This window comes from Nonomuraea sp. GTA35, assembly GCF_041950525.1.
Lineage (GTDB): Bacteria > Actinomycetota > Actinomycetes > Streptosporangiales > Streptosporangiaceae > Nonomuraea.
Genome location: NZ_JBGNUV010000010.1, coordinates 423,499 through 437,308 on the forward strand (window position 1 = coordinate 423,499; position 13,810 = coordinate 437,308).

General features: G+C 67.8%; 16 protein-coding genes. 2 read left to right on the top strand and 14 right to left on the bottom strand.

What is annotated here, in order from left to right:
• Positions 1 to 207 precede the first annotated feature (207 nt).
• Positions 208 to 396 carry a hypothetical protein gene (locus ACBJ32_RS38780; RefSeq protein ID WP_375130968.1) on the top strand — a complete coding sequence of 63 codons (189 nt, stop codon included), beginning with the start codon at positions 208 to 210 and terminating at the stop codon, positions 394 to 396.
• On the opposite strand, the gene ACBJ32_RS38785 is transcribed toward ACBJ32_RS38780, so the two are convergent.
• From ACBJ32_RS38785 to ACBJ32_RS38840, 12 genes are read right to left on the bottom strand one after another with little or no spacing between them, the layout of a single operon-like run.
• Entirely contained in the window at positions 376 to 3,186 is a 2,811-nt protein-coding gene (locus tag ACBJ32_RS38785; protein WP_375130969.1) for a LysM peptidoglycan-binding domain-containing protein, read from the bottom strand. The genes ACBJ32_RS38780 and ACBJ32_RS38785 overlap by 21 nt on opposite strands.
• On the bottom strand, positions 3,183 to 3,593 hold the full coding sequence (locus tag ACBJ32_RS38790) for a pilus assembly protein TadG-related protein (protein WP_375130970.1): 411 nt from the start codon (positions 3,591 to 3,593) through the stop codon (positions 3,183 to 3,185). The genes ACBJ32_RS38785 and ACBJ32_RS38790 overlap by 4 nt, the downstream gene beginning before the upstream one ends.
• Complete coding sequence (locus ACBJ32_RS38795; protein WP_375130971.1) at positions 3,590 to 4,009, bottom strand: TadE family protein; 420 nt, start codon at positions 4,007 to 4,009, stop codon at positions 3,590 to 3,592. The genes ACBJ32_RS38790 and ACBJ32_RS38795 overlap by 4 nt, the downstream gene beginning before the upstream one ends.
• Positions 4,006 to 4,380 (bottom strand): TadE family protein, encoded by a 375-nt coding sequence (locus tag ACBJ32_RS38800; RefSeq protein WP_375130972.1) that lies wholly within the window; start codon positions 4,378 to 4,380, stop codon positions 4,006 to 4,008. Before ACBJ32_RS38800 ends, ACBJ32_RS38795 begins: the two co-directional genes overlap by 4 nt.
• Complete coding sequence (locus ACBJ32_RS38805; protein ID WP_375130973.1) at positions 4,377 to 4,580, bottom strand: hypothetical protein; 204 nt, start codon at positions 4,578 to 4,580, stop codon at positions 4,377 to 4,379. The genes ACBJ32_RS38800 and ACBJ32_RS38805 overlap by 4 nt, the downstream gene beginning before the upstream one ends.
• A gap of 20 nt (positions 4,581 to 4,600) precedes the next feature.
• The gene (locus ACBJ32_RS38810) at positions 4,601 to 5,467 is read right to left on the bottom strand and encodes a type II secretion system F family protein (RefSeq protein WP_375130974.1); all 867 of its coding nucleotides are present in this window, start codon (positions 5,465 to 5,467) and stop codon (positions 4,601 to 4,603) included.
• Positions 5,464 to 6,300, bottom strand: coding sequence for a type II secretion system F family protein (locus ACBJ32_RS38815; RefSeq protein ID WP_375130975.1), 837 nt, complete (start codon positions 6,298 to 6,300; stop codon positions 5,464 to 5,466). Before ACBJ32_RS38815 ends, ACBJ32_RS38810 begins: the two co-directional genes overlap by 4 nt.
• Positions 6,297 to 7,592, bottom strand: coding sequence for a CpaF family protein (locus ACBJ32_RS38820; protein WP_375130976.1), 1,296 nt, complete (start codon positions 7,590 to 7,592; stop codon positions 6,297 to 6,299). The genes ACBJ32_RS38815 and ACBJ32_RS38820 overlap by 4 nt, the downstream gene beginning before the upstream one ends.
• Positions 7,589 to 8,314, bottom strand: a complete 726-nt coding sequence (locus ACBJ32_RS38825; protein WP_375130977.1) for a hypothetical protein — start codon at positions 8,312 to 8,314, stop codon at positions 7,589 to 7,591. The genes ACBJ32_RS38820 and ACBJ32_RS38825 overlap by 4 nt, the downstream gene beginning before the upstream one ends.
• A gap of 7 nt (positions 8,315 to 8,321) precedes the next feature.
• Complete coding sequence (locus ACBJ32_RS38830; protein ID WP_375130978.1) at positions 8,322 to 8,963, bottom strand: SAF domain-containing protein; 642 nt, start codon at positions 8,961 to 8,963, stop codon at positions 8,322 to 8,324.
• Between the two features lie 6 nt (positions 8,964 to 8,969).
• Entirely contained in the window at positions 8,970 to 9,785 is an 816-nt protein-coding gene (locus ACBJ32_RS38835) for a hypothetical protein (protein WP_375130979.1), read from the bottom strand.
• Complete coding sequence (locus ACBJ32_RS38840) at positions 9,767 to 10,150, bottom strand: hypothetical protein (RefSeq protein ID WP_375130980.1); 384 nt, start codon at positions 10,148 to 10,150, stop codon at positions 9,767 to 9,769. Before ACBJ32_RS38840 ends, ACBJ32_RS38835 begins: the two co-directional genes overlap by 19 nt.
• Before the next feature lie 442 nt (positions 10,151 to 10,592).
• Here ACBJ32_RS38840 and ACBJ32_RS38845 point away from each other — a divergent pair, with 442 nt between their 5' ends.
• Entirely contained in the window at positions 10,593 to 11,318 is a 726-nt protein-coding gene (locus ACBJ32_RS38845) for a hypothetical protein (RefSeq protein ID WP_375130981.1), read from the top strand.
• 23 nt (positions 11,319 to 11,341) lie between these two features.
• Here the strand turns inward: ACBJ32_RS38845 and ACBJ32_RS38850 are convergent, their stop codons facing one another.
• Together ACBJ32_RS38850 and ACBJ32_RS38855 are read right to left on the bottom strand one after the other, a co-directional pair.
• Positions 11,342 to 12,280: an FAD-dependent oxidoreductase gene (locus tag ACBJ32_RS38850; protein ID WP_375130982.1), complete on the bottom strand. Its 939-nt coding sequence runs from the start codon at positions 12,278 to 12,280 to the stop codon at positions 11,342 to 11,344.
• An 11-nt stretch (positions 12,281 to 12,291) separates the two neighbouring features.
• Complete coding sequence (locus ACBJ32_RS38855; RefSeq protein WP_375130983.1) at positions 12,292 to 13,719, bottom strand: carph-isopro domain-containing protein; 1,428 nt, start codon at positions 13,717 to 13,719, stop codon at positions 12,292 to 12,294.
• Between the last annotated feature and the right edge of the window lie 91 nt (positions 13,720 to 13,810).

The window sequence follows — 13,810 nt, forward strand, 5'->3', positions numbered from 1 at the left end:
CGACTGGGCTGGCCTCCTCAACCGATGCGTGAACGACATCCAGCACCTGCTCCTGACCAGCGACAATGCCTGTACAGACATTGCGGACGACGCGTTTAGCCGCCTACGAGACCTCCAGTGAGCATCACCCGCATCGCTCCCTGGGTCAGGCTGCTCCGCTGTGAGCCCTTCTCGACCCAGTCGAGGACGATGTCAAGGTCATCCGACATGACCGCTGCGGCGGGCTTCGTCGGTGCGGCCGAGGGTGATCAGGAGACGGATCGCGGACCGGGCAGCGCTTTCTACATCGGGATCGAGGGCGCAGGCCTGGTCGTAATTTTCCAGGGCTTGTTCGTTGTGTCCGGCGTGGTGGCGGAGGGCGGCCGGCTCGAGGAATCACCCCGGGTTCGGTGGTGACTTAAGCTGGGGCGGTTCACCCGTAGCCCGGAGTCTCTGTACGACGGCTTGTGTCTCAGGGGAGACGGGGACGCCAAGGGCGTCGAGGCGGGCCTTGAGACGGCGGAAACGTTGGCGGGCTTCGTCGGTGCGGCCGAGGGTCGTCAGGAGACGGATCGCGGACCGGGCAGCGCTTTCTACATCGGGATCGAGGGCGCAGGCCTGGTCGTAAATTTCCAGGGCTCGTTCGTTGTGTCGTGCGTGTTCGTGAAGGGCGCCGAGTTGGAGTAGGGCCTTGATGCTGGCGATGGTGAGTGGCCAGCGGTGGTCCTGGTCGAGCCAGTCGTATTTGAGGCCCTGGCCGAGCTGTCCACGACATAGGGCTGCGGCGGTCTCCAGCGCGGCGAGCTTCTCCTTTTCGTCGGTGGCGGTGCGGGCGTCGGCGAGTGCCTGGTGGAAGGCCCAGAGGTCGACGTCGATGTGCTGAGGTTCGATCCGGTACGTCTTGCCGCTGCGTTCGATGAAGAGGGTCTTCTTGTCGTCAGGGGTGGCGGCGTCGCGCAGGGCGGTGCGCAGATCTTTGAGAGCGGCGTGAAAGCGGTAGCCGGCTAGGGTCTCTTCCAGGTCCGGCCAGAGGTGCTCGCAGATCTCCTCGCGGTCCAGTCCCTTCGGACGAAGGGCGAGGAGGACGAACAGTTCGAGCGCTTTGGTACGTCGGGACAGATCCACAGGAGTGCCGCAAACGTGGATGGCCGGTTCACCCAGGAGGGTGAACTGCACAAGGTGCGGTGTCGAGCTGAGCTGGGGCACGGAAAGGTCGGCTGGCTGTTCGGGGTGGGCTTCCGGTAGACCGTTGCCAGTGGCGAGTGTGTAGAGCACCGATGCGGCGGCGTCTGATGGCAAGTGGAAGAGGGAAGCGTCGCGGAGTTCTTCGGTAAGCGGGCCGACCGCTTCGGTGACGCGGTGATCCCGGTCGAGGTCGCAGGTGGTTCCAGACGATGAGAAGCCGGTCAGTACGGCTCCGAGTCCGAGGCTGGAGGCCATGGTCAGGAGGTTGTCCAGGTAGGGATGACCGTCCGGGCAGGAAGCGGCCAGGAGCAGCGCCGGGAGGGGCTCGCCTGGTTCTGCTTGGCGGAGCTGGTGGATGTCGTTGGCCTCGTAATCCTCGAGGAGGCCGCGGCGGCCGATGAGTTGTTCTTCCAGATGGCGGATGGCTTCGTCGAGCGTGGCGACCAGTTGCAGTTCGGGCAGGTGGTCGGTCACGGTGGCGATGGCGTCTCCGAACCAGCGCTCGGCGTCCTGGATCGGGATGAGGATGCTGGCGCGGTAAGCGTCGGCCTGGGTGAGCAGGTCGAGGACTATGGCGCGGATGCAGTCGTCGGCTCCTGGGCCTGCGAGAGCCAGGTTGAGCCCCGACAGAGGGAGGTGCACGGGGGCGTCGTCGCGGATTCCAACCTTGAGCGTGACGGGTGGCTCGATCTCGAATGCTGAGCTGACCAGCTCGAAGTCGTCCGATGGCCCCGCCTCTGGTTCGCTGCTGCGATGCGCCTGTTCTAGGGTCCGTACGGCTGGGGACTGGAGCTCTGGGGCGAGCACGCTGATGGGCTCGTCGATGGAGGGGACGGGCAGGCGGCGCCTGCGGTGGAGGCGGGTGGCGGCAAGAGCGACGGCAACGCCCGCGGCGAAGGAGAGCGCCATCACTCCGCCCTGCGGTAGGACCACTACCTCGGACCCCTGGACGTGCGGCGCAGACTCAGCAGGAGGGTGAGAGGACCTGGAGTCGAAGGCGGGGCGGAGCGAGATCGTTCCAGTAGCCGGGGGAAGCGGGGCGTGCTTGGTCCACATGTCGGGCATCGGTCGTGACACGGAGACGCTGGGCGGCGTCTCCGAAGACGAGGTGCCGCGAGTCGGCTCGGCTGTGTGCCGCGGGAGGGTGCGGCGGTGGACTGGCTTGGCGCCCTGCTGAGCGTCACGCCCGTGCTTGGGCAGGATCAACCGCCATCCCGGCTCCAGTACATCAGGGTCCGTCAGTCGAGCCCCGCCGGGCTGTGGGCGTCCCCTGTTCAGCTTAAAGATCTTCTTGTAGTGAGCGCCCTTGCCCAAGTGCTGCTTGGAGATGGCCCAGAGGCTCTCGCCCGAGGTGACGGTATGCGTCCGTGGCCGTACGCGATCGGGCTTCCTGGCGTCGGCAGGTAGGTGGAGGATGCAGCCGGGTTCGAGCCACTCGCCCTGGGTGAAGGAGCGGCCGTCGTTCATGGTGCGGCCCTGGTTCAGCGCGATGATGTCCCGGTAGCGCATTGGGTCGCCGAGCTGCTTCTCTGCGATCGTCCAGAGGGTGTCCCTGGGCTGGATCGCATAGGTCACGTACGGTTTCGCGGTCTCGCCCTTGTCCGGTTCAGCGGATGCAGTGTGATCGGGCGTCTGGGTGGAGGTCGCGGCGATCGCAGCGGCAGGGACGAGCGCGCGGGGTGCGGCGATGGGAGCGGTCGCGGCCACGGTGATGGTGGTGATCAGATACGCGGCGAGCCGTTGGAACGGCAGGCGTACGCGACTGCGTCCGGCGCGGATCATGCCCACGATTTCGACCGTCACCGCGAGGGCGAACAGACCCCAACCCATCCACACTGTGGCTAGTAGCAATGTCCGGATGACGATGGGCTCGCCGGGCGTGGCCAGGTCATCGCGAGTGGGCAGGTCGATCGGCCAGAAGTAGATCAGCAAGATGGCGGGGATTCCCGCCAGTAGTCCCGCCAGAGCTGCGGCAGCGGCGGTCTTGGCGAGCAGTGGATGACGCAGCCCGTACATCGTCATGATTGTCCTTGTTCGATGCCGTGGAACATCCGCGCAGTAGCAGCGGCTGTGGCGGTTACGGTGCCGATGCCGATCAGCGAGATCAGTACGGTGGGCTTGGACACCGTGACGGTGACTCGTACTTGATTACCGGTCGTGGAGACGGTGCCAGGGTGGCCGGCAGCGGAGAGGTAAGCGCGGGCGGCAGTGAGCGCTTGGGCGGTGTCGACCTCGAAGCGGCCACTGGTGTAGGCCTGGCCGGTGTTCACCTGTCCGGCTCCGGCGCGGGCGGCTTCCTCCGCGGCAGCGTAGGCCTCGCGGTAGGCCAGCACCTTGGCGCCACCGTCGACCATGAGGCCGGCGCACAGAAGCAGCACGAAGCCGATCACCGCAGTGAACACCGTCACCGAACCTCGCTCGGCGTTCACGGCTGCCTGCCTCGGTAAGGGTCGATCGGACTGGTGAAGCTGCTGGTGATGGTCTTGCTGCCGGGGATGCCCGGTACGGCGAGGTCCGCAAGCAGTACCTCGCAGGAGACGTGGGCGACCACAGCGGCCGGCCTGCCCAGCGGGGCGGACAAGCCCCTGGTGTCCACGGTCACAGACGGCGCGCAGGCCAGCCCTTCACGAGCGAGCGCCGCCCGTGCGCTCGTCACGGCCGCCGAGCGTGCCCCGGCCGGGTCACGAGCGATGGACGCCTGCCGGGCCGCGTCGCGGGCGGCGGCGTAGAGGGTGCTGTGGGCCAGAGCGATGCGACCCAGCCCGATCACCATCAACAGCAGGGCGATCAACGCGGGCGCGATGATCGCCATCTCAATGGCCATTGATCCGCGCTCGCGGGTCATCCGGTGGTCCATTTCTCGATCGGAGCGCGAGCGACTTGGGTCACGGTAAGCGTCAGCAAAGGGACCAAGCTGATGGCCTCGCCGCTGACGGACACTTCGAGAGTGTCCGCGTCGCGGGTCACCGCGATCTTCGTACGGGTGAGGAACGATCCGCCCGCTTCGCGCACGAAACGCTCGGCGGTCGTCTGGCCGGCTGACATGCCGGAGCCGTAGGACCGGCCGGCGCGGAGCCCTTCCTGTGCGGCGGCCATGGCGAGGGTCCTGGCGTGGAACCATAGCGCGGTGTTCATGGTGAGCAGGACGAGCAGGAGGACCGCCGGATAGACCAGGGCGGCCTCCAGCGCCGCGGACCCTCGCTCACGTTCACTCATTTGATCTTGGCGAGCTGTTCGTTGACCACAGACGTGATCTTCGTGCCGACGGTGATGGCGAGTAGGAAGACGACGGCCGCGATGATGACCCACTCCACGGTCGACGCGCCGCGTTCGGGGTCCAATCCGCGCCGTACGGCATGGCGGTTGAGCAGCGTTTCCAGCCGTACGGCGACGGTGAGCAGGCGGGTGCGGATCAACGAGTACCTCCGGGAAGCGGTCAGCCGCCGGTCATCCGCGCGAAGGCGGGATAGCCGAGCAGCAGCAGGAATCCGAGTACGGACAGCGCCATCGGCACGGTCATCGTTTCGGTACGGGATCTCGCCTTGGAGATCTCGGCTGACAGGTCGGCCTCGCGGAGGGACTGGGCCTTGGCCATCAGGGTGTCGAGGATGCTCGCGCCTCGGGTGCCGGCGAGCTGGGCGATGGCGGCCATGTCCGCCAGCTCGGGAGCACCGATCTCGCCGGACAGGCGGGTGAGCTCGTCCCAAGCGCTGCCGGTGCCCCGTCGTGCGGGATCCAGCGCCTGAGCGAGGCGCTGGAAGGTCCACCCGTGGCCGACCTTGGCCGCGGACTCCAGCGCCTCGGCCGGTCCGGCTCCTGCGGCGCGGGCGAGCGCGACCAGGTCGAGGTAGGCGACGATGGCCTGCCGGAACGCGGCACGTGCTTCGGCTGCCTGGCCTCGGATGGCGGCGTCCGGTGCGAAGAACACCGCGACGGCGAAGGCCAGGCACGCCGCCCAGGAGACATACCAAGGCAGGGTGACGCTGAGCAGCGAGCACCACGCCCAGAACACGAACGGACCCGCCACTCCCAAGGCGATCATCAACGCCTTCTGGGCGAGGTAGTCGTGGGTTGTCTTGCCCAGCAACGCCAGATCGGTGTGCGGGATACGAGCACCGACCACCGAACCCGCAAGCCGTCTGAGCAGGCGCGACTTCCAGTCCCGCTCAAGCTCGGGACGCGCGCCCGGTTGGAGGCGTTCCATCGCGGGACCGAGCGCGGGCGGGGCTGGGAAGGCAGTGGAGAGGGCGAGAGCGATCCCGAGGCCGCTTACCGCGCCACAGGCCAGCACGATGCCGATCATGACGGTTCACCCGTCGAGTTGAGGAAGCGGTGCGCCTTGGGCGGTTTGGCCAGGCGGTGCAGCCAGACGAACGCACCCGCGTACAGGCCGATGACGATCGCGAGCACGAGCTGCCCGCCGAGTGTGCCGAACGGGGCGACGTACGTGGTGTTGAGCAGGGCGAAGGCGGTGTAGCCGAGCAGCGCGCCGACGACCCAGCGGGCGGTGACGCGGTGGGTGGCGCGTTCGGCGTTGATCTCGCGACGGCCGGCCACATCCTTGGCCACCGTGCGGGCCAGGCGTTGCAGAACCTCGCGCAGTCCTTGGCCGCGGGCCCGGCAGGCCAGGATGAGCGCGGCTGCGATCATGTCGCCGGTCGGGTCGTTCAGGTCGTCGGCGAACGCGCGCAGGGCCTGTTCCGTGGGGGTGCGATAGCTGAGTCGTCGTGCTAGCGCCCGTACCTCGGTGGCGATCGGCGCGGGCGGGCGGTCGGCGCTTGAACGAAGTGCCTCTTCGATACCGGCGCTGCCGCCGAGCACGTCGGCGAGGTGCCGAATCCAGGCTTCGAGCGCTTCGAGCCGTTCGATCCGCCGTACGGTGTCGCGGCTGGTCAGCATGCGTGGCAGTGCCACCGCGCCGGCAGCGGCTCCGGCGGCGGCGACCGGCCAGCCCGTCAGCCACCACGTCATGCAGAAGGCGGCCAGCCCGTACACCGACGGCACGACCATGGCCCGAGGGAGTCGGCGCCGAGGCGGGCGGGGCGGCCGTACCGGAACCCGGCGTGACCCGGCGGCGGCGAGCAGCGGACCGGCGATCAGCGCCGCGCCGGCCAGGGCGGCCAGCCAGCCGGTCATGCCCACCCACCGGTGAACAGGCTGGCGTCGAAACCGGCTGCGACCAGCTCGTCGATGCATTGAGGAATGGTGTTCGGCACCGCGCGCCCGTCCGGGCCCGGGACGTAGACGCGGTTGACCGACGGCTCCAGCCCGTCCGCTGGTGGCAGGACCTCGTGAATCTCGGCGACATAGCGGCGGTTGACCAGGCCGTCCAGGTCGTTCCGGAGCTCGTGTCGCAGATGGATCACGAAGTCCACGGCCATGCCGATGGTCCGGAACAGCGTCTCCGGCGAGATCGACAAGCCGCCTGACCCGGCCAGGATCAGCATCCGCGCGAATACCTGGTCGGCGGAGTCGGCGTGCATGGTGCAGATCGAGCCGGCCCCACCGGTGTTCATCGCTTCCAGCATCGGCACCAGCTCGTCCCCGCGTACCTCGCCGACGATGATGCGGCGGGCATTGAAGCGCAGGGCGTCCTCGATGAGCTGGTGCGGGGTGATCGCGCCGAAGCCTTCGGTGTTGCCTTCGCGGGCCTCCAGCGCGAGCACGTCCCGGTGCCGGCCGGGTTGGGCGTGAAGGAAGAGTTCGTACTCCTTCTCCACGGTGGCGATGCGTTCGTCTGGGTCGATCTCGGCGGCCAGGGCGCGGGCGAAGGTGGTCTTGCCGTCGCCCATTCCGCCCGTGACCACGATGTCCTTGTGGGCACGTACAGCAGCGGCCAGGAACGCGCGGCAGCCCTTGTCGAGGGTGCCGGCCGCCATCAGGTCGTCCAGGTCGGCGTGGAGCATGCCGTGCCGACGGATCGACAGGCACGGGCGAGGCGTGACGCCCATGATCGCGGCGATGCGCGAGCGCCCCACCGACAGGTGCAGGCGCGGGCGGGCGATCGAGAAGTCCCGAGCGGTCTGGCCCTGGTAGGCGGCCCATCGGCGGACATTGCCCACCAGCTCCTCGTCGCTGTCGGCGATCGGTGGGCCGAGTGCCTTGTGGCCGTCCCGATAGGTGATCCACACCTGGTCGCAGCCGTTGACGTCGATGTTCTCCACCTCGGGGTCGTCGACGAACGGTTGCAGCCTGCCCAGGGCGAAGATCTCGTTGTAGACCGCTTCGGCCAGGAGCCGTTCCTCTGCCAGGGTGGGCATGTCGCGGCCAGCGAGTGTCCTGGTGTCGGCGTACTCGCGGACCAGGTCGATGATGACTGCTCGCGCGTACTCCCGGACAGCTTCGTCTCCGCTCACTGCGGCGTTGTCGAGCGCTGCGGTGACCTGAGGCAGGATCTCCCGCACCGCTCGTTGGACGTCGAAGCTCACACCGCCACCCGCTCACACAGCTCGGTCCCAAGCGAGCGAGCGGCGCGCATGAGCAGGGAACGCGAGAGATGCCGTTCGCTGCCCGTGCCGTGTGTCAGCACGGCGGCTGCTTTGAGATCAAGCGGAAGGTGGCCGGCCACCTGTACGTCAAGCGTCCTGGCCACTTCTCGGCGACCATAGGGGCCTTCACCGGTCAGGAGGACTCTCGGAGCGGGCCGATGGCCGCGCGCGGCGGTGATCTCCGTCAGGCGAGGGGCGAGTGCCGATAGATCACGTAGGGTGGGCTGGGCAATGATGAGGACCTGGTCCGCGCCGGCCAGCAAGGGGACTGGCGTGTCGGACCCGCCGACCCGGCCGATGTCGGCGATCACGTCGCCTGCCATGGTCGTGAAGGTCGCGGAGATGTTCGGCCAGAGCGGCTGGACCGACGACACCTGGGAGGGGCTCGCCAGACCTGGCAGGATGCGGCGGTTCTCCGAACCGTTCAGCTGCAGCACCTGTCCGGCCAGCGTGGTCGTCGCGTCGGCGGCGCGCCGCAACTGCACCGCCCATTCACCGAGCCCGCGCTCCTGCCGGTGCCCGACCAGATAGCCGGAGAGCACGCTGCCGCCGGCGGGGTCACATTCGGCGAACAGGACCTCACGCGGCCAGGTGAGGGTCAGAGCCAGCCCGGCCGTCGTCACGCCGGGGCTGTGCCCGCCCGAACACAGAACGATCAGCATGCGCCGCTCACCCGGCCTGCGACTGCAACACGATTGCCACCGAGCCCTCGGCCGCCTGGCGGGCCAGCGTCGTGCCGGCCGCGGCCGGAACGACCAGATCCACCACGGCCAGCCCATCAGCGTCCGGCTGGCCGACTCGATCCACTCTGGCCGGGTGATCCTGCGCTGCCCCTTGTCCCGCTTGACCGGACGAAACGGCGGTCGCCACGACGCGGTCACCGGGCTGGATTCCTCTGGCCGGCAAGCGGCTGGGCTTCAGCGCCACGGGCACCACGACCTCGCCCGGCGCCGGCACCAGCGCCTCGGTCACGTGTGCGGGGGACAGGAGGGTGCCGGACTTCAGAGCCACCGCTGCACGCTTGCCGATCACTGTGCTCTTGCCGGTCGCATCGACGGACTGGACCGCCGTGTCCATGCCGAGCGCGACCGTACGCAGATCCTGAGCCTGAAGGGGCTGACCGACCGGTACGTCCCGGGCCATGACCAGCACTGGCACCCGCTGGCTGGCGACTCCGTACACCTGCCAGGCCACCAAGGCGCCCAGCGCGGTCAACGCGACACCGGCCACGAGCATCATCGGGCTGCGCCGGCCGGGAAGCGGGCGCACCTGGCCCGCTTCCTTGGACGGCGAGAGCCGTTGAAGCAACATCAACGTCTATCCCTTCGTGACAAGCGCCTGGGCTTCGACGACCCGGATCGGGAAGGTGGCCGACCTGGTGATCGGTGGCAACACGCCGCCTTCGCCGCCTGATCCGCGCCACGTACCGCGCCAGGTCACCGAGACCGTCACCTCGCGAGCTTTGGCCGGTTGCAAGTAGCGGTGTGAGCACGTGGAGCGTTGCAGAGCAGCAGGGCGGGAGGTGTCATAGGCGACTCCGGGACCGTCGCACGTCAGGGTGCGGCCGTCGCCGGTGTCGATGGTCATGCGCTGTGGAGTGGCGGTGGCCTCGGCCCAGATCGCGCCGGCGTGTAGCCGCTTGGACTTGGCCGCCCACTGGCCTTCCGCCAGGTAGAACCAGTGCGGAAGGCCGACCAGCCCGTCCTGGCCCCGTGGCGGCGCGGTGAGCACTTTCGGCGGGGTGATGGGGATGCGTTCGTACGCCCGGCGGGCGAGCCGCTCCCGAACCGCTCGCGGAGACTCCTGGTTCTTGATCCAGACGATGTCGCGGGAGCCGTCGGAGCACCTGACCTCGTACCAGGCACCTTCCTTGGGCTGCTCGGTGCTGAGCGGCTGGTCAGAATCCGCAGAGCCCACCTTCTTCAAACCATTGGCGTACCACCACCGCCGATAGGAGCAGGTGACCTTCGGCTTCTTGCCGGCCGGAGTGGCGGACGACTGACGGGGCTTCTCCTTGGCCCAGATGAGGTAGTTGAAGGGCTGGGCCGATACGCCTACGCCATCGTCGTCCCTGGTTGAAGGGAACACGGCAAGACCGGCGACGAGGAGAGGGGTCATGGCGCCGGTGAACAAGGCTCATCCAGTTGATCGACCTTCGCGACTCGCCAGATGCCATCGTCTTCCTTGACGAGGGCGGCGACCATGTGGGTGGCGGACATGCCGTGAGTGAGGCGCTTGCCCGTTCGGTCGTCCGCCTGGCCGGCTTTCCGGGCATCCTGGCAGTCGTGCAGAGCAGCCCGGTCACCTTGGACCTGTACGTCGAAGGTGTGCAGGATGGGCTGCCCCCAGGTGACCCGGCCTTGGGCGCGGAGGGCGGCGATTCCCTCCAACATCGTGCCCAGGAGCGGCTGCGTCACGACCTGCTGGAGGATCGCCTTGCGCTTGTCAGGGGCAGCCCGTTCAGCGCGGGGGCCAGCGTTGTACAGCTCCCGGTACACCGCCAGGACAGCGTCCTTGTCTGTGGAAGGGCTGGGCGTTGGTGTGGGAGTGGCCGCAGGCAGAGCAGCTGAGGGGGCCGGTTGGGGAGCTGGGCCGCTGGCGCATGCGGACAGGGCGCTCGCCGTAGCGATGATCATCGCCGCCAAGGGAATGACCGCCCCGCAACCCGCCGACTCGACCCTCACGCTGCAACACCCTCACATATTGAGCTCGCACCGCTACACACGGTGGCCAGGCTAGGGTAGTCGGCGCTCCCTGGCAGCTAACCCCGCCGCCAGCCGATCATTACTCGATATTTGTTCACCGCTCCTATGCGGGTATCCACGTCCCAAACCAAGCCATCGTCAGGCACCGCCTCATGAGTCTTCGTATTCTTCTTGGGTGAGCTCCGGAGCTGGCTCCACGCCGTCGTGCCAGGGCGCCCCTGGCAACTGCCGCCTCTTGATCGACCTCGATGAATTGCACAGCCATCGGTGCGAGGAGGCCGGGATAGTCGGTGCCGAGGCGATGGTCAACGCCATGGCGGTCGGGCTGGTGATCGAGGTATGGCGCAACAGTCCAGTAGAGGCCATGCATGCCAGCCAGCGAGGACCGGACGACGCGGCGATGTTCGCCGAGTCGACGGCACTCCACGACAGGGCCGTCTTCGCTCTACGGGAGGAAGACCGCGCGTTCGCACTCATAGATTTCGAGCGGCACCTGCTGGACCGCACGCGGCCCTGGGCGGGGACGGAAGGCAAGACACTCAAGGAACTCGGCTACGGTTACCTGGGCGTCTACGCCCGGCATGTGAAGGACCGCACCAACGCGCTGATGAGCCTCGCTCGTCACACGTGTGTGGATGGCGCGTTCGAGGTGTACCTGGTGAACAGGGCCCTCGGATTCGGCCGTGACCACAAGGGGATGCCCGGTTGGCGCGTGGTCGTTGAGCGCATTGCCGTTCTCCTGGCCGACCCGAACCATCCAGCGTGGCATGGCAGCGAAAGGGGCGAGCGAGCCCTTGCCGAGATGCCGCCGAGCACGCCGCCCATCGATGACCTCGCCGAGGTGCTTCTGTCGACCCCGTACGAGCTCCCGCATGACGTACTTGGCTGGCTCAGCGACCATTTACTCTTTTGCGCCGGGCCCCCTTACGGCATCTCCTCGTGGAGGATCAGCGAGAAGTAGCATCCCTCATATCGCGGCGTGGGTTAGCCGATCATGCTCCGGATTTGACGGGCGCAGCCCCAGGAAAGAGTGACTCCGGCTCCGCCGTGTCCGTAATTGTGCAGTACGTGGTCTACGACTGGATCAGCCTCGACCCGGACATAATCGCGTGTGGGCCGCAGCCCGACGCGGTGGCCGAGAACACGGGCCTGTGCGAGACGTGGCTCCACCTCGGTGCAACGCGCGACGATCGCCTCGGCCGCCTTGTGATCGATAGCCAGGGATTCGTCGCCGTCGATAGCAGTGCCGCCGAGGACGATGACATCGCCCTGCGGATAGATGCAGAGAAGCTCGGGCGAAGTGCCGGTGTCTTCCGAGAAGAACTCCGTGAGACCTGGATTGGTCACCACGACCAGCTGACCGCGTATGGGCCGCATGCGGGGATCGTTTGCGAGCAATCGGGCGGACAGGCCGGTGCAGTTGACGATCGTGGCTGCCGGTTGTGCCTCCTCCAGAGAGGACAAGGTACGGAGCTCGATGGTGACATGGGCTTCCTCGAGTCGCTGCTGGAGATAGCCGAGATAGGTCGGCATGTCGATGAGCGGAACCGTGAACCGGTAGCCCGTCGTGAAACCCTCGGGAAGCTCGGCCGGCGTACAGGGCTGGAAGCCCGGCAGGCCAGTGGCCCAGTCTGGTGGGTGCTGGGCGGTACGCGATGCCTCCATGCCGTTGGTGAGACGGACACCAGTAGCGGTGTCCACGGCGAGTTCTTGAAAGATCTGGAGCGACTCCTGGCTCCACCGGTCGATCTTGTCTTTAGGCTCGACCAGGTACGGCCCCCACATGGCGCCGGCGGCCAGAGATGTAGCGCCTGGAAGCTCGGCGGCGACGACATGGACGTTGTGGCCGGCTTCGGCCAGGACGACGGCGGTGGTGAGGCCCGAGACGCCCGCCCCGACTACGACAACGCGGTCAGAGGTCATGTTCGGTGACTCTAGCCCCGATTCGTCGCCTGCAGGGCCTGCTCAAGCCGGGGGAGAAAGCTGCGCACGTATGGGTTGCGCTGGCGGCGTCGTAGGTCGGTGGCCAAGCGCCGGAGCAGGTCCGCGCTCCGGGGGGAACGGACAGTGGTCAGGCGTTCGGCGGCGACCTCCCCGATCTGGCAGGCCGATTCGAGTTCGCCCCGAGCGCTGTTGCCGAGGGCGAGCCACGCACCCTCGTACAGGGCCCGCCGTTGATGGGCCGTTTCCTGGCTCCGGTCGTGCGCGCCGGTCTGCAACAGGTCGATGCCCTGGCCGAGCAGCGTGCGGCCCTTGGCGGTGATGCCGTCATGCTTCTGGACCATGCCGAGGTGGACGAGGGCGTAGCCCGCCTGGCAGTCCAGGTGGTTGGGAGTAAGGAAGTACATCCAGCGCGGCTCGTACCCGGTGAGCGGCTCGTCGATGAGCTCGCGCGCCAGGGTGCGGCTTCTCTGGAAGTCCATGTAGCGGCCCGCCGTGGCGTACGCGAACGCGAGGCGGGAGAGGACCGAGGCCCGTACGGCGGCCGGGGCGGCGTCGCTGGCGCGGCGAGCGGCCTCGCCGAGAGTGATGGCGTCGGCGGGATGGTCGCGGCTGGCGGCTTGGAAGGACAGGTCGGCGAGGACGTGCGCGCAGAGTGGCAGGTCGTTGACCTGGTGGGCGGCCCGTAGGGCGGTGACGAAGTAGCGCTGGGCCAGGCCGTGGTGGGTGGCGTCGAAGGCCATCCAACCGGCGAGCTGGCCGACCTCGGCCAGCGCCCGGAGAAGGCGGGCCGTCACGGCACCCGAGTAGCCGCCCTCGTGGAGCAGGAGCCCGATGCTGCGGAACTGGGCGCCGATGTAGCCCAGGTGGCGCGCGCCTCCGTGCTTGTCATCAAGGGTCTGCAGCTGCGGAAGCTGGGTCTCGATCTGCTCAATGAGGGACGCTTCGCCGGTATCGGGCATGCCTTGTGAGAGATAAATGCCGCGTCCGGCGGTGCCGTCAAGGTAATGGGCGACGACGGCGCTCAGGCCCGAACCGGAGATGGCGAGAAAACGACGACGGTCGATGAGCCCTCCCACCACCCAATCCTCCACAATCTTCCACAGACCCTGAGCGGTCCACGGCAGCTCCATGCCGCCGCTCGCCGGGATGAGCATGGGCGACTCCGGTGCCCGCCCCTGCCACAGCTCGCCGACGGATACCACCCTTCCCAGTTCCTGTGAAAGCACGTACGCCGTCATCACCGGCAGGGGAGATCGCGGCACACGAGCGGAGTCCCTCCAGTGATAGGGAGCGGACTCGGCGACGGTTCCCGGGCCGAAGACCTTGTTCAGCTTGCGCGCCAGGGCCTTCGGGCTCCAGCCCAGTTCTTCCAGGCATGCGGCCAGCACGGGGTTCGAGCGCTTCGGCTGCGGTGTCATGGCCGCTCACCTCGCTGTCGGGGGTCCGCTCGGGATCGGGACCTCTTCATGGTGTGCCCATCCTGCTACTCCGTGATACGCCCGGCGGATA

Bases quoted from the DNA above. Each gene is read 5' to 3' on its own strand.
- ACBJ32_RS38780 (WP_375130968.1), top strand. From the start codon at position 208: ATGACCGCTGCGGCGGGCTTCGTCGGTGCGGCCGAGGGTGATCAGGAG.
- ACBJ32_RS38785 (WP_375130969.1), bottom strand. From the start codon at position 3,186: ATGACGATGTACGGGCTGCGTCATCCACTGCTCGCCAAGACCGCCGCT.
- ACBJ32_RS38795 (WP_375130971.1), bottom strand. From the start codon at position 4,009: ATGACCCGCGAGCGCGGATCAATGGCCATTGAGATGGCGATCATCGCG.
- ACBJ32_RS38800 (WP_375130972.1), bottom strand. From the start codon at position 4,380: ATGAGTGAACGTGAGCGAGGGTCCGCGGCGCTGGAGGCCGCCCTGGTC.
- ACBJ32_RS38810 (WP_375130974.1), bottom strand. From the start codon at position 5,467: ATGATCGGCATCGTGCTGGCCTGTGGCGCGGTAAGCGGCCTCGGGATC.
- ACBJ32_RS38815 (WP_375130975.1), bottom strand. From the start codon at position 6,300: ATGACCGGCTGGCTGGCCGCCCTGGCCGGCGCGGCGCTGATCGCCGGT.
- ACBJ32_RS38825 (WP_375130977.1), bottom strand. From the start codon at position 8,314: ATGCTGATCGTTCTGTGTTCGGGCGGGCACAGCCCCGGCGTGACGACG.
- ACBJ32_RS38830 (WP_375130978.1), bottom strand. From the start codon at position 8,963: ATGTTGCTTCAACGGCTCTCGCCGTCCAAGGAAGCGGGCCAGGTGCGC.
- ACBJ32_RS38850 (WP_375130982.1), bottom strand. From the start codon at position 12,280: ATGACCTCTGACCGCGTTGTCGTAGTCGGGGCGGGCGTCTCGGGCCTC.
- ACBJ32_RS38855 (WP_375130983.1), bottom strand. From the start codon at position 13,719: ATGACACCGCAGCCGAAGCGCTCGAACCCCGTGCTGGCCGCATGCCTG.